Genomic DNA, 25,134 nt, shown 5'->3' on the forward strand with positions numbered 1-25,134 from the left:
TCCGGGTTGCGGCGCATAGCGTGGAGCGCGGCGCACGGCGGGGCCGGTCAGGCCTTCGGCTGCTGCTCGGCGAGCTGCTTGCGGACATCGTCCATATCGAGGGCCTTCACCTGGGTGACCAGATCCTCGAGGGCGGCCGGGGGCAGCGCGCCCGGCTGGGCGAAGACCAGCACGCCCTCGCGGAAGGCCATGATGGTCGGAATGGAGCGGATATTGGCGGCCGCCGCCAGCCCCTGCTCGGCTTCGGTGTCGACCTTGCCGAACACCACGTCCTCATGCTGATTCGACGCCTTCTCATAGGTCGGCGCGAAGGACTTGCACGGTCCGCACCAATCGGCCCAGAAATCGACCAGAACGATATCGTTCCCGGTGACTACCTCGTCGAAGTTCTGCTCGGTAAGCGTCTGGGTGGCCATGGCTTCCTCTCTGCCGGTTCGGCGGGTGCAACACCGGGGCTTACGGTTCTCTTCCCTGACCTCCGCCGGTTACCCACAACGGTAGCCGGATAAGCACTGGCACCCGTTATCGAGGGATTCGCGGCCGCGACATCAGGGCGCGACCGGCCACTCCGCCCGCTGGTCGCGGTCCCACCGGCGTACGCCGACGATCGTGGCGCGCGTGTCCTTGTCCCGCGCCACCGCCTGCAGGGCCGCCGCCAGTTGATCGGGGCGCAGTCGGCGCGCCAGCGTGATGTGCGGGGTCCAGGCGTCGGGGCGAATATTGGCGGGGATGCCAGGGCAGTCTTCGATCACCCGGAACAGCCTGTGCTGCACCGCGAGCAGCGGTTGTGCGGGCACCACCGCGCGCACCAGGATGGGGGAGCGGGCGCCGAATATCAGCAGGCCGCCCAGCCGGATGTCGAACGGATCGAATTCGGTACGCGCCAAGGTCTTTTCGAGGCGCGGCCAGATCTCGGCGGCCACCGCGACGGTAATGTGCGGCCGGTGGTCCGGTCCCGGCGCGTGCAGTCCGGCGGCCCGCAGCAGCCCCCACTCGCGGCGTATCTCCGCCTCCATGGCCTCGTCCAGCACCAACTCCACCGATTGCACCACGCTCGAAACTTACGCCCAGGTCTCGAAATCGCGCGATCGTGTGCCGCCGTGTTGCCGTCCGGCGGGTTTGCGCGAGGATGGCTGGCATGAACGACAGCGAGACACCCATTCGGCTGGGCCTGATCGAAGGTGATGGCATCGGGCCCGAGATCGTGCGCGCCACCAGAGCGGTGGTCGACGACGCCTTCGCGGCCGTCGGCCTGCCGCCCGTGGACTGGGTCCCGCTGCTCATCGGGCATGCCGCCATCGAGGAGTACGGCGATCAGGTGCCGGAGCCGACGCTGCGGGCGCTCGAGGGATTGGACGCCTGGATCATGGGCCCGCACGACAGCGCCTCCTACGACGCCATCCACCGCGGCGGTCTGCCGCCCACGGGAGCCATTCGCAAGCGCTTCAACCTGTACGCGAACTTCCGCCCGTCCCGCACCCTGGAGGGCGTGCGCTCGGTGGTCCCCGATATGGATCTGATGATCCTGCGCGAGAACAGCGAGGGCCTCTACGCAGACCGCAATATGTGGGCCGGGTCCGGCGAGTTCCGGCCCACCCCCGATGTCGCCATGGCCGTCGGCGTCTTCACCCGGTCGGCCTGTGAGCGCATTGCCCACCTGGCCTTCGAGGTGGCCTCGCATCGCCGCAAGAAGGTCACCATCGTGCACAAGGCGAATGTGCTGCCCATGACCATGGGCCTGTTCCGCGATGTGTGCTACGAGGTCGCTGCCGAATATCCGGATATCGAGGTCAATGACGAGCACGTCGATGCCGCGGACGCCCATCTGGTCCGCGCGCCCGGCGACTACGACCTGATCGTCACCGAGAACCTGTTCGGCGACATTCTTTCCGATCTGGCGGGGGAGCTGAGCGGCTCGCTGGGCATGGCGGCCTCCCTGAATACCTCGGATGCGCAAGCCATTGCCCAGGCCGTGCACGGCGCCGCACCCACCCTGGCCGGGCACAATCGTGCAAATCCGGTGGCGCTCATGCTCTCCGCCGTCATGCTGGTGCGCTGGCTGGCGACCCGCGATCAGCACCGGGTGGCGGAGCGAATTGAACACGCGGTTGCGGACACTTTGCGGGCTGGGGTCGCCACATCCGATTTGGGTGGGTTAGCATCTACCACCGAATTCACCGAGCAGGTGCGGGCCCGGCTGCACCGCTGGTGAGCGCGCACTTCCGGGACCGGGCGTGTTCGGCCACGCGACCAGCGTGTCGCCGATTAATGTTCGGTTACCGACCACCGTGGGTGGTTCGACTCGCCTACATTTCAAACGGCGGGCGACACCCGGACGTCGCGCAACCGAACTGTGGAGGACAGCTGTGTCTAGTCGATTCGATTTCCGCGGGCGAACCCTGCGGGCCGTGTGCGTGCTCGCCGGCGGCGCTCTCGCGCTGACCGCGTGTACGAGCAACACCGAGACCAATACCCCCGAGGTGGCCAAGGTCGACGTGGCCAAGGTCGAGGCCATCGCCGCCAAGCTATACGCGGATATCAAGTCCTCCGGCAAACTCGTCGTGGGCGTGAACATCCCCTACGCCCCCAACGAGTTCAAGGATCCGAACTCCGGCAAGATCGTCGGCTTCGATGTGGACCTGATGAACGCGGTCGCCGCCGTGCTCGGCCTGACCGCCGACTACAAGGAATCCGACTTCGAGAAGATCATTCCCGCGGTCGAGACCGGCACCTACAACCTGGGCATGTCCTCGTTCACCGATAACAAGGAACGCGAGCAGACCGCCGACTTCGTCACCTACTTCAATGCGGGCAGCCAGTGGGCCGCGCAGATCGGCAAGCCGGTCAATCCGGACGACGCCTGCGGTAAGAAGGTCGCCGTCCAGCGCACCACCGTGCAGGACACCGACGAGATCCCGGACCGCAGCGCCAAGTGCGTGGCCGCCGGTAAGCCGGAGATCACCAAGGTCGCCTACGACGAGCAGTCCGCCGCCGCCACCGCGCTGGTGAACGGCCAGGTCGACGCCATGTCCGCCGACTCCCCGGTGACCGCGTACGCCATCAAGCAGAACAAGGACAAGATCGAGGCCGCGGGCGCGATCTTCGACTCCGCGCCGTACGGCTGGCCGGTCAAGAAGGGCTCCGCGCTGGGCCCGGTGCTGCAGGAGGCCCTGCAGAGCCTGATCGACAGCGGCCAGTGCAAGAAGATCGCCGAGAACTGGGGCGTCCAGGAGGGCGTGATCACCAAGTCGGTCATCAACGGCGCGCAGAGCTGACACCTGACGATGTCGCAGGACGAGAGTAAATCCGCAGCCTCGGCTGCGACGGTCGTGAACACCACCGAGCCCGAGCCGATCAAAGCGATTCCGCTGCGTCGGCCGGGCCGGTGGATCGCGGCCGCGATCATCCTCATCGCGCTGGGCCTGTTCGTCTACGGCGCCGCCACCAATGAGGCGTACCACTGGGACACCTACTGGAAGTACCTGCGCGACATCAATATCGCCAAGGGCGCGCTGGTCACCCTCGAGCTGACCGTGCTGGCCATGGCCATCGGCGTGGTGCTCGGCGTGCTGCTGGCGGTCATGCGCCTATCGCCGAATCCGGTGCTGCGGTCGGTGGCGTGGGCCTACCTGTGGGTCTTCCGCGGCACCCCCGTGTACGTCCAGCTGGTGTTCTGGGGCCTGTTCCCGTCGCTGTACAAGACCATTACCGTCGGCGTGCCGTTCGGTCCGACGCTGACCACCTTCGATGTGCAGGGCTGGTCGGCGCCGTTCTTCTTCGCGGTCATCGGCCTGGGTCTCAACGAGGCCGCCTATATGGCCGAAATCGTCCGTGCCGGAATCAATTCCGTGGGTGACGGGCAGCGCGAGGCGTCGACGGCGCTGGGCATGTCGTGGGCGCAGACCATGAGCCGCACGGTGCTGCCGCAGGCCATGCGGGTGATCATCCCGCCGACCGGCAACGAGCTGATCAGCATGCTCAAGACCACCTCGCTGGTCACGGCCATCCCGCTGACCATCGACCTGTACGGCCGCGCGCGGGACATCTACGGCATCAACTTCCAGCCCATCCCGCTGCTGCTGGTGGCGGCCACCTGGTACCTGGCCATTACCAGCGTGCTGATGGTCGGGCAGTTCTACCTGGAGCGCTACTACTCTCGCGGCATGTCGCGGCAGCTGACCGCGAAACAGATGCGAGCGCTGGCCGCGCTGCGGGGCGGAGGAGATCTGTGAGCACGAGCATGACGAAGGACGCCGTGGACGGCGCGCTCATGGTGCGGGCCGACCGGGTGTGCAAGAACTTCGGTGCGCTGCAGGTGCTCAAGGGCATCTCGCTGGAGGTCAAGCGCGGTGAGGTGCTGTGCCTGATCGGCCCGTCCGGTTCCGGTAAGTCCACCTTCCTGCGCTGTATCAACCACCTCGAGCAGGTGAATGCCGGACGGCTCTACGTGGACGGCGAACTCGTCGGCTACCAGGAGAAGAACGGCAAGCTCTACGAGCTGCACCCGCGCGAGGCGGCGCGACAGCGGCGCGATATCGGCATGGTCTTCCAGCACTTCAATCTGTTCCCGCACCGCACGGTGCTGGAGAACATCATCGAGGCGCCGACCCAGGTCAAGAAGATCAAGAAGGCCGATGCCGTCGCGCGCGCCAAGGAGCTGCTGGCCCGAGTCGTCTTGGCGGACAAGGCCGATACCTACCCGGCCCAGCTCTCCGGCGGTCAGCAGCAGCGTGTCGCCATCGCCCGCGCCCTCGCCATGGATCCCAAGCTGATGCTCTTCGACGAGCCCACCTCGGCGCTCGATCCGGAGCTGGTCGGCGAGGTCCTCGGCGTCATGCGCGAACTCGCCGCCGACGGTATGACCATGGTGGTCGTGACCCACGAAATGGGCTTCGCCCGTGAGGTCGCCGACCAACTGGTGTTCATGGACGGCGGCGTGGTCGTGGAAGCCGGTGACCCGCGCGAGGTCCTCGCCAACCCGCAACACGAACGCACCAAGGCGTTCCTGTCGCGGATCCTCTAGCGAGGAAAGACATTTCATCGCCCCGCTCCGAAGTATCGGAGCGGGGCGATGCTTGTGTGTGGGGGGAGGTGGCGCGGCCCCGCGCGGTGCCGCGCGGTGCCGCTCGGTGCCGCGCGGAGGGGCTATCTCCGCGCGGCGAATGCGCCGGTGTTCACTTCAGATCGTTGAACTCGATGTAGATCTCGCGCTCGACGGTGAGGCGGACGCCGAATCCGTGTGTCATGCTCGGCGGGGAAGAGGCTGGGAACGAGGCGAATTCGGTCTCGCCCTCGGCCAGTCGATCGCCGGTGAACTCCCGCTGGCCGAGCACCACCGGTACGGCGTGGTCGAAGCCTATGAGCGCGACATCATCTGGCAGCGGATCGCCCATCGGGTTGGTCACGGTGCCCGGTTCCAGCCGGATCGCCAGCACCTGGTCGAAGTTCGGCCTGCCCAGAATGTCGTGCAGGAGAAACAGTTCGCCCGCCCGCCCGAAGCACTGATACGTCAGTCGCCGCCCGCTCGGCGGCTCGTCGAGCGCGACGTCCGCGAAGTGCACCACGGCCCGCACCGTGGCGACCGCGTTCCGCACGATCACCTCGCCGCCGCGTTCGAAGTGACCGCGAACGAGCGTGCCCGGCACGGTCTTCCGCACCGGCCCGCCATCGCGCGGATCGAGTTCCGACATCTGGAAGTCCGCCGGATCGGACGTGTGGATCCCGGTGAACCCGCGCTCCCGGTCCGCCGCGAGCGCATCGGCGGACCGATCGTCCAGACCCACCTCCAGCACGACCTGAAAGTTGTGCGGCGACATGAACATCGGCAGATGCGACAGGTACGTCGTCGACACGGTGCCGAAGACCAGCATGCCGTGCTTGCCCAGGGTCCCGTCGTCCGCGGGCGGATCTCCGTGCCCGTGCCCGTGCTCGTGGTCCGCGGAGTGCGAAGGTGTCCCGCTCATCGGGCGCTCCTCTCTGAATCGGCGACGCCCGCGCGGGTGCACCCCGTTCTCGGGCTAGTGAGAACAGGATCCACTCGCGGGAGCGCCGTCGATCGAGTGGGGCGATACTCGATTCGAGCGAATATGACAGACGATCTCGCAGTTCAGCGCGCGCCCGGGCGAGTAGTGCCCTGGAGAAACTCCAGGACCGTCTCGGTCTGGCCGAGCACGGCGTGGCCGACATCCGGCAGCACGCGCACGGTGGCTTCCGGGACGTTCTGTGTTATGCGGCGGGCGGTTTCGGCGGAGTCGAGCATGACATCGCGGTCTCCGACGATGGCCAGGACCGGCATGGGCAGGCTGTGCAACTGGGCGTCGGTGAAGATCGGGAGTTTCTCGGTGCGCGGGTTGAAGTGGGTTAAGGTGAGCACTACCTGGTCCAGGACCGGTTCCAGGTGGCCGTCGTCGAGGCCCGTCACCAGTTTGGCGGAGCGGCGCAGGTCGTTGCGGCCCAGCATGCGGTCGAGTGCGGCTCGGAAGAGCCAGCCGATGCGCTGTTTGCCGACGCCGCCGGGGCACAGCAGCGCCAGGCGGGTGATGCGGTCCGGGCGGCGGATGGCGTAATCCAGGGCGTGCCAGCCGCCGAGGGACATGCCGACCAGGGCGGTTCGTGAAATGCCGAGTCCGGCAAGAGCATCGTCGAGCCAGAGGGCGATGGCTTCGGTGCCCAGTCCGGGGCGGGAGCGGGCGCTGCCACCCGGTTCGCCGACGATGTCGACGGAGTAGGTGCGGAAATGCTGTGCCCAGGAAGCGATGTCGCCGAGCCAGTTGGTGGAGTTCGCGCCGGAGCCGTGCAGCAGCACCAGCGGCGGGGCGTCCTGCGCATCCAGACCCGCGAGGACGAAGGTCTCGCCCTCGCGGGTCGGGATTCGCAGTTGCTCGGTGGGAACGGGCCAGGCGCGCAACATTTCCCGGTAGTTCTCCTGGATGGCCCCGGCGCCCGCCTCGGACTTGTAGATGGCGGCCGGGGCGGCGGTCGTCTTGTTCGCGCTCATGAGGTGAGCAGTCCTTCCATGTACTCGAGCAGGCGGCCGGTATCGGCGAGGCCGCCGACGGTGATGACCTTGAACCGGGCGCGCTCTGCGTCGTGGATCGTCTGGATCCGGATCGGCTGGTCCTCGGGATAGCGATTGGCGGTCGCACCGGCCAGCAGGCTGGACAGGCGGTCGACCAGTGCGGGATCGACGGCGTCGATCTCCACGATGCTCGACACCTCGGCGTGCCGGACGCGGCGGGTGGATTCGCGCGCTGTATCGGGGATCGGCAGACCGGTGAAGGCCTCCAGATCCGCCTGCGCGATCCGGTACTGCTTGCCGATGCGGACGGCCGCGAGTTTGCCGTCGCGCACATAGCCGCGGACCGTGCGGACGTGCAGGCCCAACCGCTCGGCCACCTCGTCGACCGAATACAACCTCTCTGTCATGCAAACGACTCTAAGCTTCCCTATTTATATCCTCAATAGGGAAGTTTGAGGAGTGATACGTCTAACGGCGTGTCGCGCAGTTTGTGTCCTCGGCGCGCGGGTATCCGGCGACCAGACCAGGGAGGTTCACATGATGGCCATTGCCGCCGCCGTCGCGTTCGGACTCGCACTGCTGCTGGACCTGACCAATGGCTCGGTCGGAAATCTCGCCGAGGGCACCTTCGTCATCCTCGGATTGCTACTTCTCGCACTGCATTTCGCGGGCGTCGGCAGCGGAACCCGCTCCTGGAACATGCGTTCGTGGCGGCGTACGCGGCGCTGACGCCCCGCCCTCACCGCCGGATCGGCCCCGGGTGCTTCCAGGACGCCAGCGCGATGCGGAACTGCCCCAGTAGGACTTTCGTCGCCGGGCTCATCGGTCGCTCCGCGTTCCAGGCCAGCGCCAGACGGCCGGTCATGGGCGGATCGATCGCGACGGTGCGCACGCCGAACGCGGCGGTGTCCGCGGGAGGAATCGGCGGTACCACGGCGGTGCCCAAGCCGTGTGCGGCAAGCTTCATCAACAATGGCGGAGCCACGGCCTCGAACGCGACATTCGGCGTGAGACCGGCTGCGGCGCAGGACTTTTCCAATAGCCCCCGAATGCCCGTTCCGAGCGGCAGGCAGATGAGCGGGTGCGTGCACAGCTCCGCCAGGCTGATCCGATCCCCGAAATCCGTGGCCGCGCTCGGGACCGCGGCCACGGCAGTGGTTTCGAAGATCGTCTCGGTGGCGACCGCCGGATCCGGGTCCATTCCGGAGAGGCTGAGCAACCCGATCTCGAGATCGCCGCGGCGCAGGGCCGCGTACATGGACTCCGAGGTGTCCTCGGTGAGTGAGATGCCGATCTGCGGATGATCTCGGTGAAAATCGGCCAGCACCTCGGCGATATCGATCTCCTGATCGACCGCGCCGATCAGGCCGACCCGCACGTGCCCGCGCAGCAGTCCGGTGAACTCGTCCACGGTGTGGGTGATCCGGTCGATCGCGTCGAGGGCCGCGCGGGCCAGCGGCAGCACTGCCGCGCCCGCCGGGGTGAGGCTGACCGTGCGCGTCGAGCGGTCCAGCAGTTGCTGCCCGAGCTCGCGTTCGATCTGCTTGATCTGGGCGCTGAGCCCGGGTTGCGCCAGATGTAGTTTGGCTGCCGCGCGGGTGAAGTTGGCTTCCTCCGCGACGGTGACGAAGTAGCGCAGCTGCCGCAGTTCCATAACTACTGATTCTAGATCCCAGAAAAACTATCTGTTAGAGTTATTGTTCTGGGCTCGGCACAGTTGTAGACATGACGAACAGCGAATCCACGATCACCGAACTGCCCGCCACCACCGGCCCGGTCTTCCAGCCGGGCGACACCGGCTACGAGGCCGAAATCGCGGGATTCCAAACGGCTTACACGCACCGCCCGGCCGTCGTCGTGACCGCCGCGCACGCCGAGGATGTGCGGGCCGCGGTGGAATACGCCGCGCGCCAGGGGCTTCCGGTCGCGGTGCAGGCCACCGGGCACGGGTTGTCGGTGGCCGCCGACGGGGGAGTGCTGATCAATACCCGCCGCATGACCGATATCCGGATCGACGCCGCGAGCCGCACGGCCCGCGTCGGTGCGGGTGTGCTCGCCGGGCAGCTCGTCGAGGCCGCCGCCGCGCACGGCCTCGCGCCGCTCAATGGCTCCTCGCTGTCGGTGGGCGTGGTCGGCTATACCCTCGGCGGTGGCGTCGGCCTGCTGGCCCGTGAATTCGGTTATGCCGCAGATCATGTGCGTGCCATCGAGATGGTGACCGCGGACGGCCGCCTGCGCCGCCTGGAACCCGGCGACGAACTGTTCGGCGCCGTGCTCGGCTCCGGCGGCAACTTCGGCGTCGTCACCGCGCTGGAGCTCGAATTGGTGCCGGTGACAAAGGTTTACGGCGGCCAGCTGCAATTCGATACCCGGTACGTCGCCCAGGCGCTGGAAGCCTGGCGGCTGTGGACCACCGATGTCCCGGAGCAGCTGACCTCGGCCATCTCCATGATCACCCTCTCGGATATCCCGCAGGTGCCCGAGCCGCTGTGCGGGCGCTACACCGCCACCATCATCATCGCCTTCACCGGTTCGCAGGCGGAGGGCGAGCGCCTGGTCGCCCCGCTGCGCGCGGTCGGCGAACGGATGGCCGACGACCTGCGGGTCATGCCCTACACCGCTACCCATGAGATCCACCGCGATCCGCCGCACCCGCATCCCTACACCGCCACCAACGCGCTGCTGACCGAGCTGCCCGCGGACGCCACCGATGCCTTCCTCGAGGTGACCGGACCCGGGTCGACGGTGCCGATGGTTGCCGGATTCCGGCACCTGGGTGGTGCGCTGCGCCGCCCGGCCGCGGACGGTATCGCGGTCGATCACCGGGAGGCCGAATACGTCGCCCGCGCCATTTCCATGCCCGGCCCGCATTCCGAGGCGGCCATTCACGAACGCCTGGATCTGGTGCGGAAAACCGTGCGGCCCTGGACGATCGGCCATCAGATCAACTTCCTGTACGGCGGCGGCAACCGGGCCGACGAGGCGCAGACCCGGGCGGCGTACGGCGCGGCCACCTACGACCGGCTCGCCGCCCTGAAGTCGAGCCACGACCCGCACAACCTGTTCCGCTTCAACCGCAATATCCGTCCGAACTGAGACCCCCGGGCACGGAATCGTCCTTGCCCGGCGTGCCCGCCTCGAGCTATCGTCGTGATATCACTTCGATACTGGTAGGATAGCAATGGAGCTTCGGCAGGCACGCCGGGCGAACGGATTCGTGGTCGCGGCAGTGGTGTTGGTGGCCTTCCTCGCCGTCGCGGCGGGGGCGGCATGGGGGTTCATCAAGGCGGCCGACGGGGCCGGTGCGGGCGCGGTGATCGCGGCGGTCGTATTCAGCGTGCTGGGCCTCTTGCTACTGCTGATGAGCACCGGGCTCACCAGCGTGAATCCCAACGAGGCCAAGGTGGTTCAGTTCTTCGGCCGCTACATCGGCTCGGTGAGCGAGCCGGGGTTCTTCTCGGTCACCCCGCTGACCGACCGGCGCACCATCTCGCTGCGGGTGCGCAACTTCGAGACCCAGAAGCTGAAGGTCAACGACGCCGACGGCAATCCGGTCGAGATCGCCGCGGTGGTCGTCTACCGCGTGGTCGACAGCTTCAAAGCCGCGTTCGCCGTCGACGATTACGAGGAGTACGTCGAGACCCAGTCCGAGGCCGCCGTCCGCCACCTCACCACCACCCATCCCTACGATGCCCACGACGCCGAGCGCACCAGCCTGCGCGACGGCGCCGAGGTGGCCGGTGAACTCACCGTCGAACTGCGCGAGCGCACCGTGACGGCGGGCATCGAGATCATCGAGGCCCGCATCACCCACCTGGCCTACGCCCCGGAGATCGCCCAGGCCATGCTGGTCCGCCAGCAGGCCGCCCAGGTGGTCGCCGCCCGCAGCCGCATCGTCGAAGGCGCCGTCGGTATGGTCGGCATGGCCCTCGACCGACTCGCCAGCGAGGGCATGGTCGAACTCGATGAGGAGCGCAAAGCAGCCATGGTCTCCAACCTGCTCGTCGTCCTCTGCGGCGACCGCCCCGCCCAGCCCGTAGTCAACACCGGCTCCCTCTACACGTAATGCCGAAACGCGAGCCGAAAAAGGTACTGCTGCGGCTCGACCCGGCCATTCACGAAGCCATCGCGAAATGGGCGGCAGACGACCTGCGCAGCATCAACGCCCAAATCGAATACGCCCTCCGCACGGCCCTCAAACAGGCCGGGAGAGAACCGAAATCCGACTGATCATCGGGGCCGGGACACAGTCCCGGCCCCGATCCCCGTCATCTGTGCACCGGTGGAACGGAATCCGATGGAATCAGCGAACGCCCGTCCTGTCCGCACCGCGGCGCCCTGGCACCTCTGGCCGATCGGCGTCTTCTTCCTGCTGCTCAACGCGATCGGCGCCTACGACTACATCGAAACCCACACGCACGACGCCGACTACTTCGCCCGCCAGGGCTACGGCCCCGACCAGATCGCCTACTTCACCGACTATCCGCCGGTACCCCTGGCGTTCTGGACCATCAACATCGCCGCGGGGCTGGCGACCGCCGCCCTGCTCCTGTTCCGATCCCGCCGGGCACTCCCCGCCGCCGCGACGGCGACCATCTCCCAGTTGTGCCTCCAGGCCGTGAGTTTCGGCTTCATGGACCGCTGGTCGATCCTCGGCGCCCGCCTCGGCCTCTTCGATAGCGGCGTGCTGGTCCTGACCGCCGCGTTGTGGTGGTACTGCCAGGCCATGCGGAACAGGGGCGCGCTCGGATAGGCGAACAACTACAGCGCGACTGTCAGGGCTTGCGCGCCACCGCGAAAACTCGGCGGAACGAAGAGGTGTTGCGGGTTCGGGCTTGACATTCGGTGAGGACGGCTTTCCCGATGGTTTACCGGGGCGGGGACGGTGTCTCTGGTTTCCCGAAGTTGGCCGGAAAACCCCTGCTAGCAGCTCACAATGCTCCGGTGACCGTCCACGTGTTCGTCGACGAATCAGCAAGACAAGGCAAGTACCTGTTGTGCGCGGCGTTCGTGGAACCAGCGCAGCTCGCACCGTCCCGGCGTGGGTTGGCGGGACTGCTGCTACCGGGTGCTCGTGAGCTCCATTTCAAGAAGGAGGTGGGTACCGGATGCCGTCGGGTGGTGTTTCGGGGCGGGAGGCGACTGGCGGCGCAGAACACAATCTCTGGTCGCGGAGGTGATTGTGGTCCAGATAGGCGAAGAGCCCGTGAGACGACCGTCCGGACGCGTCACGAACTCTCATACTTGGCCCCACCGGGACCTCGCGACTTGATGGTACATCCATGTGGGGCTGGATCGCCAGCTCCCTACCGGCCCGGTTTCTCGGTAACGAAAATGGCGGTGCCGGGGAAGATTTCGCCGCGGAGGGGGCTCCATTGGCCCCATTCGCGGTCGAGCCACTCCGGCCAGTCGGGTTCGATGATGTCGACCAGGGTGAGGCCTGCGGCGACGATCTCGCGGACGCGGTCGCCGATGGTGCGGTGGTGTTCGACGTAGGTAGGTTCGCCCTCGCCGTCCAGTTCTACATAGGGGGTGCGGTCGAAATAAGGGATGGTGGCGCGCAGGCCCTCGGGGCCCGGATCGTCGGGGAAGATCCAGCGCATGGGGTGGTTGACGGAGAAGACCCAGCGGCCGCCAGGGCGGAGGACGCGGGCTACCTCGCGCATGACCTGGGCGGAGTCGGCGACGAAGGGGACGGCGCCGAAGGCGGAGCAGGCCAGGTCGAAGGAGGAGTCGGCGAAGGGGAGGGCCTCGGCGCCCGCTTGGACCAGCGGGACGTGGGGGCCGCCGGAGGTCATGGCGGCCAGGCCGCGCTCGAGCATCTGCCGGGAGAGGTCGAGGCCGACGGGGTGGGCGCCGTGAGCGGCGAGCCAGCGGGAGCAGGGCGCCGAACCGCAGCCGATCTCCAGGATGCGTTTGCCGGTGATATCGCCGAGCAGGCGCCAATCGCCCTCGTGCAGGCCCTCCGGACACCAGATGAACTCGCCATCGGGGGAGTCGACGCCGAGGAAGTCGGCGTGGGTCTCGTGGTAGGCGGCGGCGTCGGCATCCCACCAGCGGCGGCTGGCGCGCTGACTGGTCTCCGAATCGACCTTGGCGCGGCCCACTCCCACCGTCCCCAACAGTGCGTTCGCCTCGGCGTGCCGGGCTTCGTCGGGGGTGATGGGGTGATCTTCGGCCATGGGCTCACCCTATAGACTTGCGGAGCACCACCCGTGTTTGCTTGGTACAACACACGTCGCGTACGCTGTTTTCCGCGAGTGTCTTCTGTATTCGGATCTCGAGACCCGAGTAGAGCAGACAATCGTGCTGTGAGTCCCGCATGCTTTGTGCAGCGTTGTGCTCCGTCGCAGCGATGTGCTGTTGCATGGCCAACGTTAGTTCCATCGCTGTGAGTTCGCAGCAATACCGAAAGCCCACATGTCCACTACCGACCACAATCCGTCCGGAGCCTCCCAACACATGCCCACCACCGTCACCTCGCCGCAGGTAGCCGTCAACGATATCGGCTCTGCCGAGGACTTCCTCGCCGCTATCGACAAGACCATCAAGTACTTCAACGACGGCGACATCGTCGAAGGAACCATCGTCAAGGTCGATCGTGACGAGGTCCTTCTCGACATCGGTTACAAGACCGAAGGCGTCATCCCCTCTCGCGAACTTTCCATCAAGCACGATGTCGACCCGGCCGAGGTCGTTTCCGTGGGCGATGAGGTCGAGGCCCTGGTTCTCACCAAGGAGGACAAGGAAGGCCGCCTGATCCTGTCGAAGAAGCGTGCTCAGTACGAGCGGGCTTGGGGCACGATCGAGGAGCTCAAGGAGCGTGACGAGGCCGTCAAGGGCACCGTCATCGAGGTTGTCAAGGGCGGCCTGATCCTGGACATCGGCCTGCGCGGCTTCCTCCCGGCTTCGCTGGTGGAGATGCGTCGCGTCCGCGATCTGCAGCCGTACGTCGGCAAGGAGATCGAGGCCAAGATCATCGAGCTCGACAAGAACCGCAACAACGTGGTTCTGTCCCGTCGCGCCTGGCTGGAGCAGACCCAGTCCGAGGTGCGCAACGAGTTCCTGCACCAGCTGCAGAAGGGCCAGGTCCGCAAGGGCGTCGTGTCCTCCATCGTCAACTTCGGTGCCTTCGTGGACCTGGGTGGCGTCGACGGCCTGGTGCACGTCTCCGAGCTGTCTTGGAAGCACATCGATCACCCGTCCGAGGTTGTCGAGGTCGGCAACGAGGTCACCGTCGAGGTTCTCGACGTCGACCTGAACCGCGAGCGTGTCTCCCTGTCGCTCAAGGCGACCCAGGAAGATCCGTGGCGTCAGTTCGCCCGCACCCACGCCATCGGCCAGATCGTGCCGGGCAAGGTCACCAAGCTCGTTCCGTTCGGCGCGTTCGTCCGCGTCGAGGAGGGTATCGAGGGCCTGGTGCACATCTCCGAGCTGGCCGAGCGCCACGTGGAGGTCCCGGACCAGGTTGTGGCCGTCGGCGACGACGCGATGGTCAAGGTCATCGACATCGACCTGGAGCGTCGCCGGATCTCGCTGTCGCTGAAGCAGGCGAACGAGGACTACAACGCCGAGTTCGATCCGTCCAAGTACGGCATGGCCGACAGCTACGACGATCAGGGCAACTACATCTTCCCCGAGGGCTTCGATCCAGAGACCAACGAATGGCTCGAGGGCTTCGAGAAGCAGCGTGAGGAGTGGGAGTCCCGGTACGCCGAGGCCGAGCGTCGCCACAAGATGCACACCGCTCAGATGGAGAAGATGGCTGCTGACGCCGCCGCCGAGGCCGCCAATGGCGGACCCTCGAACTACTCCTCCGAGTCGGGCGCCCAGGCCGCTTCGTCCTCGTCCTCCGAGCCCGCCGGTGGCTCGCTGGCGAGCGACGCCCAGCTGGCCGCGCTCCGCGAGAAGCTGTCGGGCAACGCCTGATTCGCTTCTGCTGACGCAGTAGCTCGATAAGCGAAATCCCCCCGGGTCCTGACGGGCCCGGGGGGATTTGCGTTGGTGGAGGGCGGGAACGCGGGGCGGGATCGTTGACAGTGGGGGCTCGCGCGTAGCGTGAGGCGTATGGGCGAGGTCGCGCGGACGCTCGACGAGTTCTTCACCGGATCGGCCGATGGGGCGGCGATCGGGGGTGCGGTGGCCGAGATGGTTGATGAGGTCGGGCCTGCGGAGATGCGGATATCCAAGAGTCAGATCGCTTTTCGGCGGCGGCGGGGGTTCGCGTATCTGTGGGTGCCGGGGCGGTATGTGAAGTCGGATGTCCTGGTGGTGCTTTCGATCGCGCTGCCGTACGAGGTGCGGTCGGCGCGGTTCAAGGAGGTGGCGCATCCGGCGAAGAGCACGTGGATGCATCACATCGAGTTGCGGGCGGTGGGGGAAATCGACGGGCAGGTGCTGGGGTGGGTGACCGAGGCGTACGACGAGGCCGGGTGAGCCTGGGTGAGCGGGTGCGGCGGGTATTGTCGGAGCTGATATGTCCCAGTCCACGGTGGAGACTCCCGCGTCGGTGTGGGAGCAGCGCAAGGTCGAGGCGATGAGCCGGATCCAGCGGGTCGCGCTGGAGTTGTTCGACGAGCACGGGTATCGCGATGTGACGGTGGAGAAGGTGGCTGCCGCGGCGGGGGTGTCGGCCAGTTCGATCTACCGGTATTTCGGGACCAAGGAAATGCTCGTCCTCTACGACGAGGCCGATCCGCAGGTGCTCGAGGTGCTGCGGATGGCCGGTGGGGGAGAGACCCTCGAATTCACCGAGTTGCTGGCCATCGCGCGGCTGCTCATTCCGGTGCTGACCGAATCGATCATTACCGACGAGATGGAGCGGCGCACCCGTCTGCGCATGCAGCATGTGCTGACCATTCCGGAGGTGCGCGACCGGCAGTCCCGCCAGATGCGGGATCTGGAAGAGCAGTTCCGGCTGCTGTTCGCCGAGCGCAGCGGGCGCGACGCCAATGATCTGAAGATCCGGCTGGCGGCGGCCACCGCGATCTGGGGGTGCGTGGCGGCGCTGAACCACTGGGCGGGAACAGGATTCGAGCGCCGCCTGACCGAGGTCTACATCGAGGCGCTGGAGTCGGTGGCCTCGGCGCTGGAGGCGATCTTCGCGCCCTGAGCCGGGCGGCGGATGCTCGGCATCCACCAGTTCCAGCGGCCGAACAGCTGCATGAACGCCGGTACCAGAATCAGCCGCACGATCACCGCGTCGATGGCCACGGCGACCACCAAGGCGAACCCGATCTGCTTCAGCTCCAGCACATCCGCGGTCACGAAGGCCGCGAACACCGCCACCATGATGGCCGCCGCCGCGGTGATCGGCCGCGCGGTGCGCTGCAACCCCTCGGCCACGGCGGCCGCATTGTCCGGATGCAGATCCCACGCCTCCTTCATCCGCCGGACCAGGAAAACCTCGTAGTCCATGGACAATCCGAAGAGCACGGCGAACACCAGCATGGGCAGATACACCTGGAGGAATCCGGCGCTGTGGAAGCCGAGCACGGATTCGCCGAAGCCGTACTGGAACACCGCGACCGTAATGCCCAGTGCCGCACCGGTGGCCAGCAGATTCAACAGGATCGCCTTGACCGCCAGCACGATACTGCGGAAGGCGAAGATGAGGAACGCCAGCGAGACCGACAGCACCAGTGCGATCACCCAGGGAAAGCGGCTGGTGATCAGATCGGAGACATCGGCGAAGGCCGCCGGAACACCGCCGACCAAGATCTCGGCGGAATCGAATGCGCCTGCACTGGAGCGAATATCGGCGGTCAACTCGGCTACGGCGGTGGAGTCGAAGGACTCCTTCGGTACGACCAGGGCCAGCATTCGGCCGTCGGCCTGCTGCGGCAGCACCGCGTCGATGCGCGGATCGCGATTCAGCTCCGCGACGAACCGGTTCATATCCGCGAATCCATTGCCGGACATGGCCGAATCATCGGTCCCGGTGGCGACCACCTGAATGGGCGAGAGCAGCCCCGGCCCGAAATTGTCCTGCACCAAGCGCGTCGCCTGCCCGGCGGGGCGATCGCTCATCGAACCCAGGCCCATATCGATGCCGTAGCGGATGCCTGCGATGGGCGCGGCCGCCACCGCCAGCACCGCGACGCCGATCGCCCCGAACAGCACCGGCCGCCCCATCACGGTGCGCGCCCACCGCGTCCACGCGCTGGATACCGTGGTCGGCTCGACCGTCCGCGCCGGAACTCCGCCGGTCGGCGCGGCACGCTCTCGGCCGGGATCGTGCTCTGCCGGGCGCAGCTTGGCGGGCAGCGCACCGCGGTTGATCGCGGGGCCCAGCTCGGCCAGGACGGCGGGCAGCAGCGTGAAGGCCGCGGAGAGTGTGGCCACCACCGCGGTCACCACGCCGATGGCGACGCCGTTGAGCATGGGCAGGCCGACCACCACCAGCGAGCACAGTGAGATCATCACGATCAGACCGGAAGCCAGGATGGTGCGCCCGGTGGTATCCATGGCCGCCCCGACCGCGGCATGGATATCCTTGCGCGCCCGCCGATCTCGCACTCCACGCCGTGAGAGCTCCTCGTTGAACCGGCTCACGATGAACATGGCGTAGTCGATGGCGGTGCCGGTGCCGATCATGGTCGCCACCGACAACACCAGGGAATCGAAGGTCAGCAGGCTGGTCAGCCCGAACAGCACCCCCACGGCCAGTGCGATGCCCGCGGCGGTGACGGCGATGGGAATGGTCGCGGCGACGGCCGCGCCGAGCGCGAGCACCAGCACCAGGGCCGCGACCGGCAGGCCGAGGCTCTCGGCGCGCTGCATATCGGCGGTCTCGGTGCGCATGAGCTCGCCCTCGATCGGGGCGTACCCGGTGAGCATGGCTCGCACCCCGGATTCGGTGTCGGCGGGCAGCGCCGATTGCAGCCGGGCGGCGACGTCCACGCGCTCGGACATGCTGCCGTCGAGTCCGACAATGCCGAAGGCGGTGTGCCGGTCCGCCGAGATCTGTCGTTGCGCATTCCCGTCGAACGGTCCGATCGCACCGGCCACACCGGCGGTGGCACGGGCAGTGGTGAGCGCGTCGTCGAGGATGGCCCGGAATTCGGGCGCGTCGACGGTGTACCGGTCGGAATGGAAGACCAGCAGGTCCTGCTCCGCGCCGAGTTGCGAGAAATGTTCCGCCGCAAGCCATTCGACCGCGCGGGACTCCGAATCCGGCACGCTGTAGTCGGGTGCGCCGAGCCGTTCGTGCAGCGCCGGATAGGCGGCCGCGCAGATCACGACGAGCAGCAGCCACACGCCCATCACCAGGCGCCGACGGCGGGCCATGAGCAGGGCCCACCGGCCGACGAAGCCGAACCGGTCGGCGTGCCGGGCCGGATCCGGCCGGTCGAGTGCGACAGGCTGCGCCATGATCCCCTCCGCGAGTAAGCACCTGAAAGTGACTATCAGGTATTGCGGCCAGCGTAAGGTGTTACGAGCCGTACCTGCAAGTGACTGTCAGGAATCTGAGGCGGACACAACAAAGACCCAGTCCGATGGGAACTGGGTCGAATGGCGCGAAGGAAGTCAGCCGACTGTCGCCGGAACCCACTGGGCCGCCGCCACCGCGGAGCGTTTTCGCATGGCCGCGAAGCTGTGCCGGGCGGGGATGAGCAGTCGGGAGAGCCACGTACGACGGTGCTCGGCGAGCGCTGTCGAGACCGCGGGGATCTCGATGCAGTGCATCGTGCCCGGCAGTCCCAGACGGTGGCGACCCGTCTGGATGTTTCTGGTGCCCAATGGTGTTCCTTCTCTTGCGTGCTAGCGGCCTAGGATCGCCTGCGGCGAACCTTAGCCGAACAAAAGTGTGCGACACCGTATTTTGCGCGACATTCGCCCCGGCGTGTCGGAATGTTGCCGACAAGCGGTCGGTAATTGCCGAAAAAGTTGCGGAATGGTCTCGCAAATATCACGGAATGAGAAAACTCCGCGAGGGATTGTGAAATTGCGAGCGCGACTGGGTAATCCGGCTTTTCGGCAGGTGAGGGGCGCTGATGCGGGCCGATCGGGCAGGTGCGAGACTGATCGAATGTTGCGAATCGGTCTCACCGGAGGCATGGGAGCGGGCAAATCCACCGTGGCGCGCATTTTCGCCGAGCGCGGTGCGGTGCTGGTGGACAGCGATGTGATTGCTCGCGAGGTGGTCGCGCCCGGAACCGAGGGTCTGGCGGCCCTGGTCGCCGCATTCGGCGCGGATATTCTCGCCGCCGACGGCAGCCTGGATCGTCCGGCCTTGGCGGCGAAGGCCTTCGCCAGCGACGAGGCCCGCGCGACCCTCAATGGCATTACCCATCCGCTGGTCGGCAAGCGCACCGCCGAGCTTATCGCCGCCGCGCCCGCGGACGCCATTGTGGTCCAGGACATTCCGCTGCTCGTGGAGAACGGGCTGGGCCCGCTCATGAACCTGGTCGTCATCGTCCTCGCCGACGAGGAGACCCGGGTGCGCCGCCTGGTGGAGTTCCGCGGCATCGACGAGGCCGACGCCCGCGCCCGCATTGCCGCCCAGGCCACCGATGAGCAGCGCCGCGCGACCGGTGACGTGCTGCTGGACAACAATGGCGCGAACGGCGATATCGACGCCGCCGTGCACGCGCTCTGGGACGAGCGGCTGATTCCGTTCGAACGCAATCTGCGCACCCGCGTCCCCGCCCGCCGCGAGGGCGAAATGCGGCTCGTGGAACCGGATCCCAAATGGGCGGCCCAGGCGCAGCGGCTCATTGCCCGGCTGTGGGTGGTGTGCGGCGCGGACGCCGTGCGCATCGACCACATCGGATCCACGGCCGTGCCCGGCCTGCCCGCCAAGGACGTCATCGACCTCCAGATCACCGTCCGCGACCTGGGCATCGCCGATGCCCTGCGAGACCGCTTGGCGGACGCCGGTTTTCCGCACAAGCCCCACATCACCGGCGACAACCCGAAACCCACCCCCGCCGATCCCGGCGGCGCCGACACAGCCCTGTGGGCGAAACGCCTGCACGGCAATGCCGATCCGGGCCGCCTGGCCAATGTCCACCTGCGCGCCGAGGGCACCCCCGGCCAGCGCTTCGCCCTCGAATTCCGCGACCTGCTCCGCGAGGACGCCGCGGCCCGCGCCGAATACCTGGACATCAAGCGCGCTGCCGAGGAGAAGGCCGCCGGGCTCACCGGTGCTGCGGCCGCCGACGCGTACTACTCGATCAAGGAGCCGTGGTTCGACGCGGTGTTCGCGCGACTGGCGCATTAGTCAGGGGTTCGGGGCGGAGCCCCTGAGGCGGTCGTCGGGGGTTCGGGGCGGAGCCGTTGGGGTTTCAGGGGCGAAGCCCCTGAGAGCTACGAGAGTTGTTCACCGCCAGGTGAGGGTGACGCCCTGCGCCGCCAGCCAGTTCTCGAAGCTGTGGCCGTGGGCCGCGATGCCGTCAATGGTCGCGGTCGCGGTCTCGATGGCCTGCTGCGCCGTTCCCAGATCGAGGTAGTTCGCGGCGTGGGCGGCCAGCAACTCGTCCACATCGAGCAGCTCCACTTCGCGTCCGGTGCGAACCACCAGGTCCAGGTAGTGGTCCACCGACTTCCAGCGCTTGGGCTCGACCTGCGTGAACTCCCCGATATCGATGTAGTAGTCCTGATCACGCAGATCGGCCGGGGTGAAGTGGAAGACGGTGGCGCGAATGGAAAGGCTTGGCAGCAGCCACGATTCGATGTAGTGGAACTCCGGATGATCCGACGGCCGCGCCATGTACAGACCCCACGGCTCCGCCTGATAGTGCTCGACCTGCCGGACGTGGCCCTTCGGGTCGACATTGGTGTACTCGTCGACATTGAAGTACTCGACCTTGGGTCGGTGCAGGTGAACCGCAGGCGCCTGAGTCATGCACTCAGCATCGCGTGTCGGACGGTGGTCGTCCAGTGGAGGGGCGCCCGCGTCGCGGATCGGTTGCCGGACCTGGGGAAGGCGTCCGGGCAATCTTCACGAAAACTCAATGTGAAACACATGCATTCCGCTATGTTTCGGGCTACCCACAGTCGCGTGGGCCTCGCAACACAAGGGAAGTACCTGCATGAACGCATACAAGCTGCGCGCCGGCACGGGGCTGCTGACCTTCGCCGCCCTGGGCGCTGTCGTGACCCTCACCGCACCGCAGGCCGCCGCCTGGGTCGGCAACCTCGAGGTATCCAGTAAGGATCACAAGGTCGGCTGCTCCTACACCCTCACCGCCTCGGTCGAGGTCGACCGGTTGAGCACGGTGAAATTCACCGACAATGGCAAGGACATTCCAGGCAGCCCGGTCGCGCCGTCGCTGCTCGACAACAAGGTCACCATCAAGTGGAAGCCGACCACGGCGGGTGCGCACAAGCTGGAGGCATGGCAGATCCTGATCAGTGATTCGATCACCGTGCAGGTGAGCGAATCCAAGGGCGGCTCAGGCAGTTCCGGCAGCGGCGGGGGCTGCGGCGGCGGTCTGGGCGGTCTGATTCCGAGCCTGTCCGGCTAGTCGGAGGGCGGACAGTCGACTCGCTCCACCCGGTCCGTGCGCAAGTCGGACCGGGTGGTCCTGTTTCACGCTCCGGATGATCAGAGCCAGCTGAGCGTGAAGCCCTGGGTGGCCAGCCAGCGGTCCACATCGTGGCCGCAGCCCGCCAGGCCGTCCACCACCGCGGCCGCGCGTTCGATGGCGCGGTGGGTGTGCGCGGTATCGAAGTATCCGGCCGCGTGGGCGGCCAGCAGTTCGTCGATGCCGAGCAGTTCCGGCACCTGGCCGGGGCGGGCCACCACGTGCAGATAGTGCCCCTCGGCGCGCCACTTCTTACCCTCGACCGGGCCGTAGTCGCCGATATCGAGGTAGTAGGTCTGCTTGCGGTCGTGGCCGGGGCGCAGGTGATACACCGTCACCCGCAGGGTCAGCTCGGGTAGCAGCCAGGACTCGATGTAGTGGAAGCGCGGATTGTCGACCTTGCGCTCCACGTAGAGGCCCCAGGGCTCGGCGTGCATGTGCTCGACCGAGTGCAGGAAGCCGCGATGATCGGTCCAGGACAACTCGGGCAGATTGAAGTACTTGAGCCGTGGGCGATGGGGAGCCACCGCGGGGGTGGTAGATCTGAAACGTTGCATATCCGCACCATTGATGGAATTCAGCTGTGCCGTAAACAGACCGGTCATCGCCTCGCCTCTTCCGGACTCGTCCGATTGCTTGATTAGGTTACACCTGCTACGGGGCCGAAAACCCGCGTGAACGGTCTGCAATTTCGTCGACACGGATCCGCACCCTTGCGAAGATCATTGAGCGATCGGATATTTCAGGCATACCCCGGGGCGGGGGTGCGGTCGGCCGTCGAGCAACGTCATTCGGCGTGGCGCGAGGGCGCTGCCCGGGCCATAAACCGGACCGGTCGGTCGGATCGGAACAGGGCCCTGAGCGGTCCGTCCGAGAAATTGTCGGTACCGCGTCCTAGGCTGTTGAGCATGGCTTTCGCAACCGAGATTCCGGACGACCTCCCCCTGGCCCACTCGGAGTTCCGGCCCATCGGTGAGATTGAACGGACCGACGGCCGGTTCCAGGTGGTCAGCGAGCACAAGCCCGCGGGCGACCAGCCCGCCGCCATCGAGGAGCTGCAGCGGCGCATCACGACCGGGGAGCGGGATGTGGTGCTGCTCGGCGCCACCGGTACCGGTAAGTCGGCCACCACGGCCTGGCTGATCGAGCGGTTGCAGCGCCCGACGCTGGTGATGGCCCCCAATAAGACCCTCGCCGCCCAGCTGGCCAATGAGCTGCGCGAGATGCTGCCCAACAATGCGGTCGAGTACTTCGTCTCGTACTACGACTACTACCAGCCCGAGGCCTATATCGCGCAGACCGATACCTATATCGAGAAGGACAGCTCCATCAACGACGATGTGGAGCGGCTGCGGCATTCGGCCACCTCGAGCCTGCTCTCGCGGCGCGATGTCGTGGTGGTGGCGTCGGTGTCGTGCATCTACGGTCTCGGCACGCCGCAGTCCTACCTCGATCGCTCCATCAATCTGGAGGTCGGGCAGGAGGTGGAGCGAGACAAGCTGTTGCGCCTGCTGGTCGATGTGCAGTACACCCGCAACGACATGTCGTTCACCCGCGGCACCTTCCGGGTGCGCGGGGACACCGTGGAGATCATCCCGTCTTATGAGGAGCTGGCGATCCGCATCGAATTCTTCGGTGACGAGATCGAGGCGCTCTACTATCTGCATCCGCTGACCGGTGATGTGGTGCGGCAGGTGGACATGCTCCGCATTTTCCCGGCCACGCATTATGTGGCCGGTCCGGACAGAATGGAACGCGCCGTCGGCGATATCGAAGCCGAACTCGAAACCCGCCTGGCGGATTTGGAGAAACAGGGCAAATTGCTCGAGGCGCAAAGGCTTCGCATGCGCACCCAATACGACCTGGAGATGATTCGCCAGGTCGGCTTCTGCTCCGGTATCGAAAACTATTCGCGCCATATCGACGGCCGCCCCGCCGGTTCCGCGCCCGCGACGCTGCTGGACTACTTCCCCGAGGGCTTCCTGCTCGTCATCGACGAGTCGCATGTGACGGTCCCGCAGATTGGCGGCATGTACGAGGGCGATATGTCGCGCAAGCGCAATCTCGTCGAATACGGCTTCCGCCTCCCCTCGGCCATCGACAACCGGCCGCTCACCTGGGAGGAGTTCGCCGACCGCATCGGTCAGACGGTCTATCTGTCCGCCACCCCCGGCCCCTACGAATTGGGCCAGACCGGAGGCGAATTCGTCGAACAGGTCATTCGCCCCACCGGTCTGGTCGACCCGCACGTCGTGGTCAAACCCACCAAGGGGCAGATCGACGACCTGGTCCACGAGATCCGCCTGCGCACCGAACGCGATGAGCGCGTCCTCGTCACCACCCTCACCAAGAAGATGGCCGAGGACCTCACCGACTACCTGCTCGGCCTGGGTGTCCGCGTGCGCTACCTGCACTCGGAGATCGACACCCTCCGCCGTGTGGAACTCCTGCGGCAACTCCGCCTCGGTGAGTACGACGTCCTGGTCGGCATCAACCTGCTGCGCGAGGGCCTCGATCTTCCCGAAGTCTCCCTGGTGGCCATTCTCGACGCCGACAAGGAGGGCTTCCTCCGCAGTAGCACCTCGCTGATCCAGACCATCGGCCGCGCCGCGCGCAATGTCTCCGGCGAAGTGCACATGTATGCCGACAAGATCACCGACTCCATGCGGCAGGCCATCGACGAAACCGAGCGCCGCCGCGCCAAACAGGTCGCGTACAACACCGAGAACGGCATCGACCCCATGCCGCTGCGCAAGAAGATCGCCGACATCCTCGATCAGGTCTACCGCGAGGCCGAGGAAACCGAAGTGGAGGTGGGCGGCTCCGGTCGCAATGCCTCCCGGGGCCGCCGCGCCCAAGGCGAGCCGGGCCGCGCCGTCAGTGCCGGTGTGTACGAAGGCCGCGATATCAAGTCCATGCCGCGAGCCGAGTTGGCGGACCTGGTCAAAGATATGACCGCCCAAATGATGAATGCCGCCCGGGAACTGCAATTCGAACTGGCGGGCCGCCTCCGCGACGAAATCGCCGACCTCAAGAAGGAACTCCGCGGCATGGATGCCGCGGGCATTCAGTGACATGACCCGCCGGGCGCGAGTGCGCCCGGCAGGGTGGTTTCAGCCTTGCTGGGCCATCCACTCGTTGACCCGTCGTTCGGCCTCCTCCCGGGGCACGTCCTCGACGCGCGTCATGCACACCCACCGGTGGCCGAACGGATCGATGAACGCCCCGAACCGGTCGCCGGTGACGAAGGTGGCCGGTTCCTCCACCACATTCGCGCCGTTCTCCCGGGCGCGGGCGATGATGGCGTCGGTGTCGGGGGAGTAGTGCACGATGCTGGTGTGCACCCACTCGCCGGTGGGCGTGCGCAGGCCGATATCGGGCATCGGGAGGCCGAGTTGGATGGTGGAATCACCGATGAGGAGTTCGGCATGGGCGGGCTGGCCGTCGGGAAGATCGTTGCGGGTCAGGACTTTCGCGCCGAGCACCGCGGCATAGAAGTCGATGGCCTTGTTGCCGTCGGGGACGGCCAGGAAGCAGGAGATGGAGTGGTAGTTCTCGGGGATCGGATGCACCGCGTCGCTCATG

The 25,134-nt window shown here is 66.7% G+C and carries 27 protein-coding genes; 15 read left to right on the plus strand and 12 right to left on the minus strand.

Annotated features, from left to right (window positions below; genetic code table 11):
* Positions 1 to 47: 47 nt before the first annotated feature.
* Both trxA and NC4_RS32250 read right to left on the minus strand, forming a co-directional pair.
* A complete protein-coding gene (gene trxA / locus NC4_RS32245) occupies positions 48 to 416 on the minus strand; it encodes a thioredoxin (RefSeq protein ID WP_067546092.1) in 369 nt (122 codons plus the stop codon).
* A gap of 132 nt (positions 417 to 548) precedes the next feature.
* A complete protein-coding gene (locus tag NC4_RS32250) occupies positions 549 to 1,052 on the minus strand; it encodes a 2'-5' RNA ligase family protein (protein ID WP_067546094.1) in 504 nt (167 codons plus the stop codon).
* Between the two features lie 86 nt (positions 1,053 to 1,138).
* Here NC4_RS32250 and NC4_RS32255 point away from each other — a divergent pair, with 86 nt between their 5' ends.
* The 4 genes from NC4_RS32255 to NC4_RS32270 all read left to right on the plus strand — a co-directional run bounded on the left by NC4_RS32255 (position 1,139) and on the right by NC4_RS32270 (position 5,023).
* A complete protein-coding gene (locus tag NC4_RS32255; RefSeq protein ID WP_067546096.1) occupies positions 1,139 to 2,212 on the plus strand; it encodes an isocitrate/isopropylmalate dehydrogenase family protein in 1,074 nt (357 codons plus the stop codon).
* A gap of 187 nt (positions 2,213 to 2,399) precedes the next feature.
* Positions 2,400 to 3,275 carry an ABC transporter substrate-binding protein gene (locus NC4_RS32260; protein WP_245722092.1) on the plus strand — a complete coding sequence of 292 codons (876 nt, stop codon included), beginning with the start codon at positions 2,400 to 2,402 and terminating at the stop codon, positions 3,273 to 3,275.
* Between the two features lie 9 nt (positions 3,276 to 3,284).
* A complete protein-coding gene (locus NC4_RS32265) occupies positions 3,285 to 4,232 on the plus strand; it encodes an amino acid ABC transporter permease (protein ID WP_067546103.1) in 948 nt (315 codons plus the stop codon).
* Between the two features lie 38 nt (positions 4,233 to 4,270).
* Positions 4,271 to 5,023, plus strand: a complete 753-nt coding sequence (locus NC4_RS32270) for an amino acid ABC transporter ATP-binding protein (RefSeq protein ID WP_067546192.1) — start codon at positions 4,271 to 4,273, stop codon at positions 5,021 to 5,023.
* A 151-nt stretch (positions 5,024 to 5,174) separates the two neighbouring features.
* On the opposite strand, the gene NC4_RS32275 is transcribed toward NC4_RS32270, so the two are convergent.
* From NC4_RS32275 to NC4_RS32285, 3 genes are all read right to left on the minus strand, one after another.
* Positions 5,175 to 5,963, minus strand: a complete 789-nt coding sequence (locus NC4_RS32275; RefSeq protein WP_067546106.1) for a hypothetical protein — start codon at positions 5,961 to 5,963, stop codon at positions 5,175 to 5,177.
* Between the two features lie 143 nt (positions 5,964 to 6,106).
* On the minus strand, positions 6,107 to 6,997 hold the full coding sequence (locus tag NC4_RS32280) for an alpha/beta fold hydrolase (protein WP_067546109.1): 891 nt from the start codon (positions 6,995 to 6,997) through the stop codon (positions 6,107 to 6,109).
* The gene (locus NC4_RS32285; RefSeq protein WP_067546112.1) at positions 6,994 to 7,425 is read right to left on the minus strand and encodes a helix-turn-helix domain-containing protein; all 432 of its coding nucleotides are present in this window, start codon (positions 7,423 to 7,425) and stop codon (positions 6,994 to 6,996) included. Before NC4_RS32285 ends, NC4_RS32280 begins: the two co-directional genes overlap by 4 nt.
* A 130-nt stretch (positions 7,426 to 7,555) precedes the next feature.
* Between NC4_RS32285 and NC4_RS32290 the strand changes: the two genes are divergently transcribed.
* On the plus strand, positions 7,556 to 7,747 hold the full coding sequence (locus NC4_RS32290; protein ID WP_067546115.1) for a hypothetical protein: 192 nt from the start codon (positions 7,556 to 7,558) through the stop codon (positions 7,745 to 7,747).
* Between the two features lie 10 nt (positions 7,748 to 7,757).
* Here the strand turns inward: NC4_RS32290 and NC4_RS32295 are convergent, their stop codons facing one another.
* Entirely contained in the window at positions 7,758 to 8,672 is a 915-nt protein-coding gene (locus tag NC4_RS32295) for a LysR family transcriptional regulator (RefSeq protein WP_067546118.1), read from the minus strand.
* Between the two features lie 71 nt (positions 8,673 to 8,743).
* On the opposite strand from NC4_RS32295, the gene NC4_RS32300 reads away from it, so the two are divergent.
* From NC4_RS32300 to NC4_RS32310, 4 genes are all read left to right on the plus strand, one after another.
* The gene (locus NC4_RS32300; protein ID WP_067546120.1) at positions 8,744 to 10,114 is read left to right on the plus strand and encodes an FAD-binding oxidoreductase; all 1,371 of its coding nucleotides are present in this window, start codon (positions 8,744 to 8,746) and stop codon (positions 10,112 to 10,114) included.
* 85 nt (positions 10,115 to 10,199) lie between these two features.
* Positions 10,200 to 11,084 carry an SPFH domain-containing protein gene (locus NC4_RS32305; protein ID WP_067546123.1) on the plus strand — a complete coding sequence of 295 codons (885 nt, stop codon included), beginning with the start codon at positions 10,200 to 10,202 and terminating at the stop codon, positions 11,082 to 11,084.
* Positions 11,084 to 11,248: a type II toxin-antitoxin system antitoxin gene (locus tag NC4_RS41220; RefSeq protein WP_169814910.1), complete on the plus strand. Its 165-nt coding sequence runs from the start codon at positions 11,084 to 11,086 to the stop codon at positions 11,246 to 11,248. The genes NC4_RS32305 and NC4_RS41220 overlap by 1 nt, the downstream gene beginning before the upstream one ends.
* A gap of 67 nt (positions 11,249 to 11,315) precedes the next feature.
* Positions 11,316 to 11,771, plus strand: a complete 456-nt coding sequence (locus NC4_RS32310) for a hypothetical protein (RefSeq protein WP_157555359.1) — start codon at positions 11,316 to 11,318, stop codon at positions 11,769 to 11,771.
* Between the two features lie 553 nt (positions 11,772 to 12,324).
* On the opposite strand, the gene NC4_RS32315 is transcribed toward NC4_RS32310, so the two are convergent.
* Positions 12,325 to 13,200, minus strand: coding sequence for a class I SAM-dependent methyltransferase (locus NC4_RS32315; RefSeq protein WP_067546129.1), 876 nt, complete (start codon positions 13,198 to 13,200; stop codon positions 12,325 to 12,327).
* A 280-nt stretch (positions 13,201 to 13,480) separates the two neighbouring features.
* Here NC4_RS32315 and rpsA point away from each other — a divergent pair, with 280 nt between their 5' ends.
* The 3 genes from rpsA (at position 13,481) to NC4_RS32335 (ending at position 16,130) form a co-directional block, all read left to right on the plus strand.
* Complete coding sequence (gene rpsA, locus NC4_RS32325) at positions 13,481 to 14,947, plus strand: 30S ribosomal protein S1 (protein ID WP_067546199.1); 1,467 nt, start codon at positions 13,481 to 13,483, stop codon at positions 14,945 to 14,947.
* A gap of 138 nt (positions 14,948 to 15,085) precedes the next feature.
* Complete coding sequence (locus NC4_RS32330) at positions 15,086 to 15,454, plus strand: DUF5655 domain-containing protein (RefSeq protein WP_067546135.1); 369 nt, start codon at positions 15,086 to 15,088, stop codon at positions 15,452 to 15,454.
* A 40-nt stretch (positions 15,455 to 15,494) separates the two neighbouring features.
* Positions 15,495 to 16,130, plus strand: coding sequence for a TetR/AcrR family transcriptional regulator (locus NC4_RS32335; protein ID WP_067546138.1), 636 nt, complete (start codon positions 15,495 to 15,497; stop codon positions 16,128 to 16,130).
* Here NC4_RS32335 and NC4_RS32340 read toward each other — a convergent pair.
* Positions 16,073 to 18,391, minus strand: coding sequence for an MMPL family transporter (locus NC4_RS32340; RefSeq protein ID WP_067546141.1), 2,319 nt, complete (start codon positions 18,389 to 18,391; stop codon positions 16,073 to 16,075). The two genes, NC4_RS32335 and NC4_RS32340, sit on opposite strands and share 58 nt — an antisense overlap.
* A 156-nt stretch (positions 18,392 to 18,547) precedes the next feature.
* Complete coding sequence (locus tag NC4_RS40700) at positions 18,548 to 18,760, minus strand: hypothetical protein (protein WP_157555360.1); 213 nt, start codon at positions 18,758 to 18,760, stop codon at positions 18,548 to 18,550.
* Positions 18,761 to 19,049: 289 nt separating this feature from the next.
* Between NC4_RS40700 and coaE the strand changes: the two genes are divergently transcribed.
* Positions 19,050 to 20,243 carry a dephospho-CoA kinase gene (gene coaE, locus NC4_RS32345; RefSeq protein ID WP_067546143.1) on the plus strand — a complete coding sequence of 398 codons (1,194 nt, stop codon included), beginning with the start codon at positions 19,050 to 19,052 and terminating at the stop codon, positions 20,241 to 20,243.
* 99 nt (positions 20,244 to 20,342) lie between these two features.
* On the opposite strand, the gene NC4_RS32350 is transcribed toward coaE, so the two are convergent.
* Entirely contained in the window at positions 20,343 to 20,867 is a 525-nt protein-coding gene (locus tag NC4_RS32350; RefSeq protein WP_067546145.1) for a ribonuclease FAU-1 family protein, read from the minus strand.
* A gap of 187 nt (positions 20,868 to 21,054) precedes the next feature.
* On the opposite strand from NC4_RS32350, the gene NC4_RS32355 reads away from it, so the two are divergent.
* Complete coding sequence (locus NC4_RS32355; RefSeq protein ID WP_067546148.1) at positions 21,055 to 21,489, plus strand: hypothetical protein; 435 nt, start codon at positions 21,055 to 21,057, stop codon at positions 21,487 to 21,489.
* An 80-nt stretch (positions 21,490 to 21,569) separates the two neighbouring features.
* Here the strand turns inward: NC4_RS32355 and NC4_RS32360 are convergent, their stop codons facing one another.
* On the minus strand, positions 21,570 to 22,154 hold the full coding sequence (locus NC4_RS32360) for a DUF402 domain-containing protein (RefSeq protein ID WP_245722084.1): 585 nt from the start codon (positions 22,152 to 22,154) through the stop codon (positions 21,570 to 21,572).
* A 303-nt stretch (positions 22,155 to 22,457) separates the two neighbouring features.
* On the opposite strand from NC4_RS32360, the gene uvrB reads away from it, so the two are divergent.
* Positions 22,458 to 24,623 (plus strand): excinuclease ABC subunit UvrB, encoded by a 2,166-nt coding sequence (uvrB, locus tag NC4_RS32365; protein WP_067546151.1) that lies wholly within the window; start codon positions 22,458 to 22,460, stop codon positions 24,621 to 24,623.
* Positions 24,624 to 24,662: 39 nt separating this feature from the next.
* Here the strand turns inward: uvrB and NC4_RS32370 are convergent, their stop codons facing one another.
* Positions 24,663 to 25,133, minus strand: coding sequence for a VOC family protein (locus tag NC4_RS32370; protein ID WP_067546154.1), 471 nt, complete (start codon positions 25,131 to 25,133; stop codon positions 24,663 to 24,665).
* Between the last annotated feature and the right edge of the window lies 1 nt (position 25,134).

The sequence above is a fragment of the Nocardia crassostreae genome, from assembly GCF_001613405.1.
Classification (GTDB): domain Bacteria; phylum Actinomycetota; class Actinomycetes; order Mycobacteriales; family Mycobacteriaceae; genus Nocardia; species Nocardia crassostreae.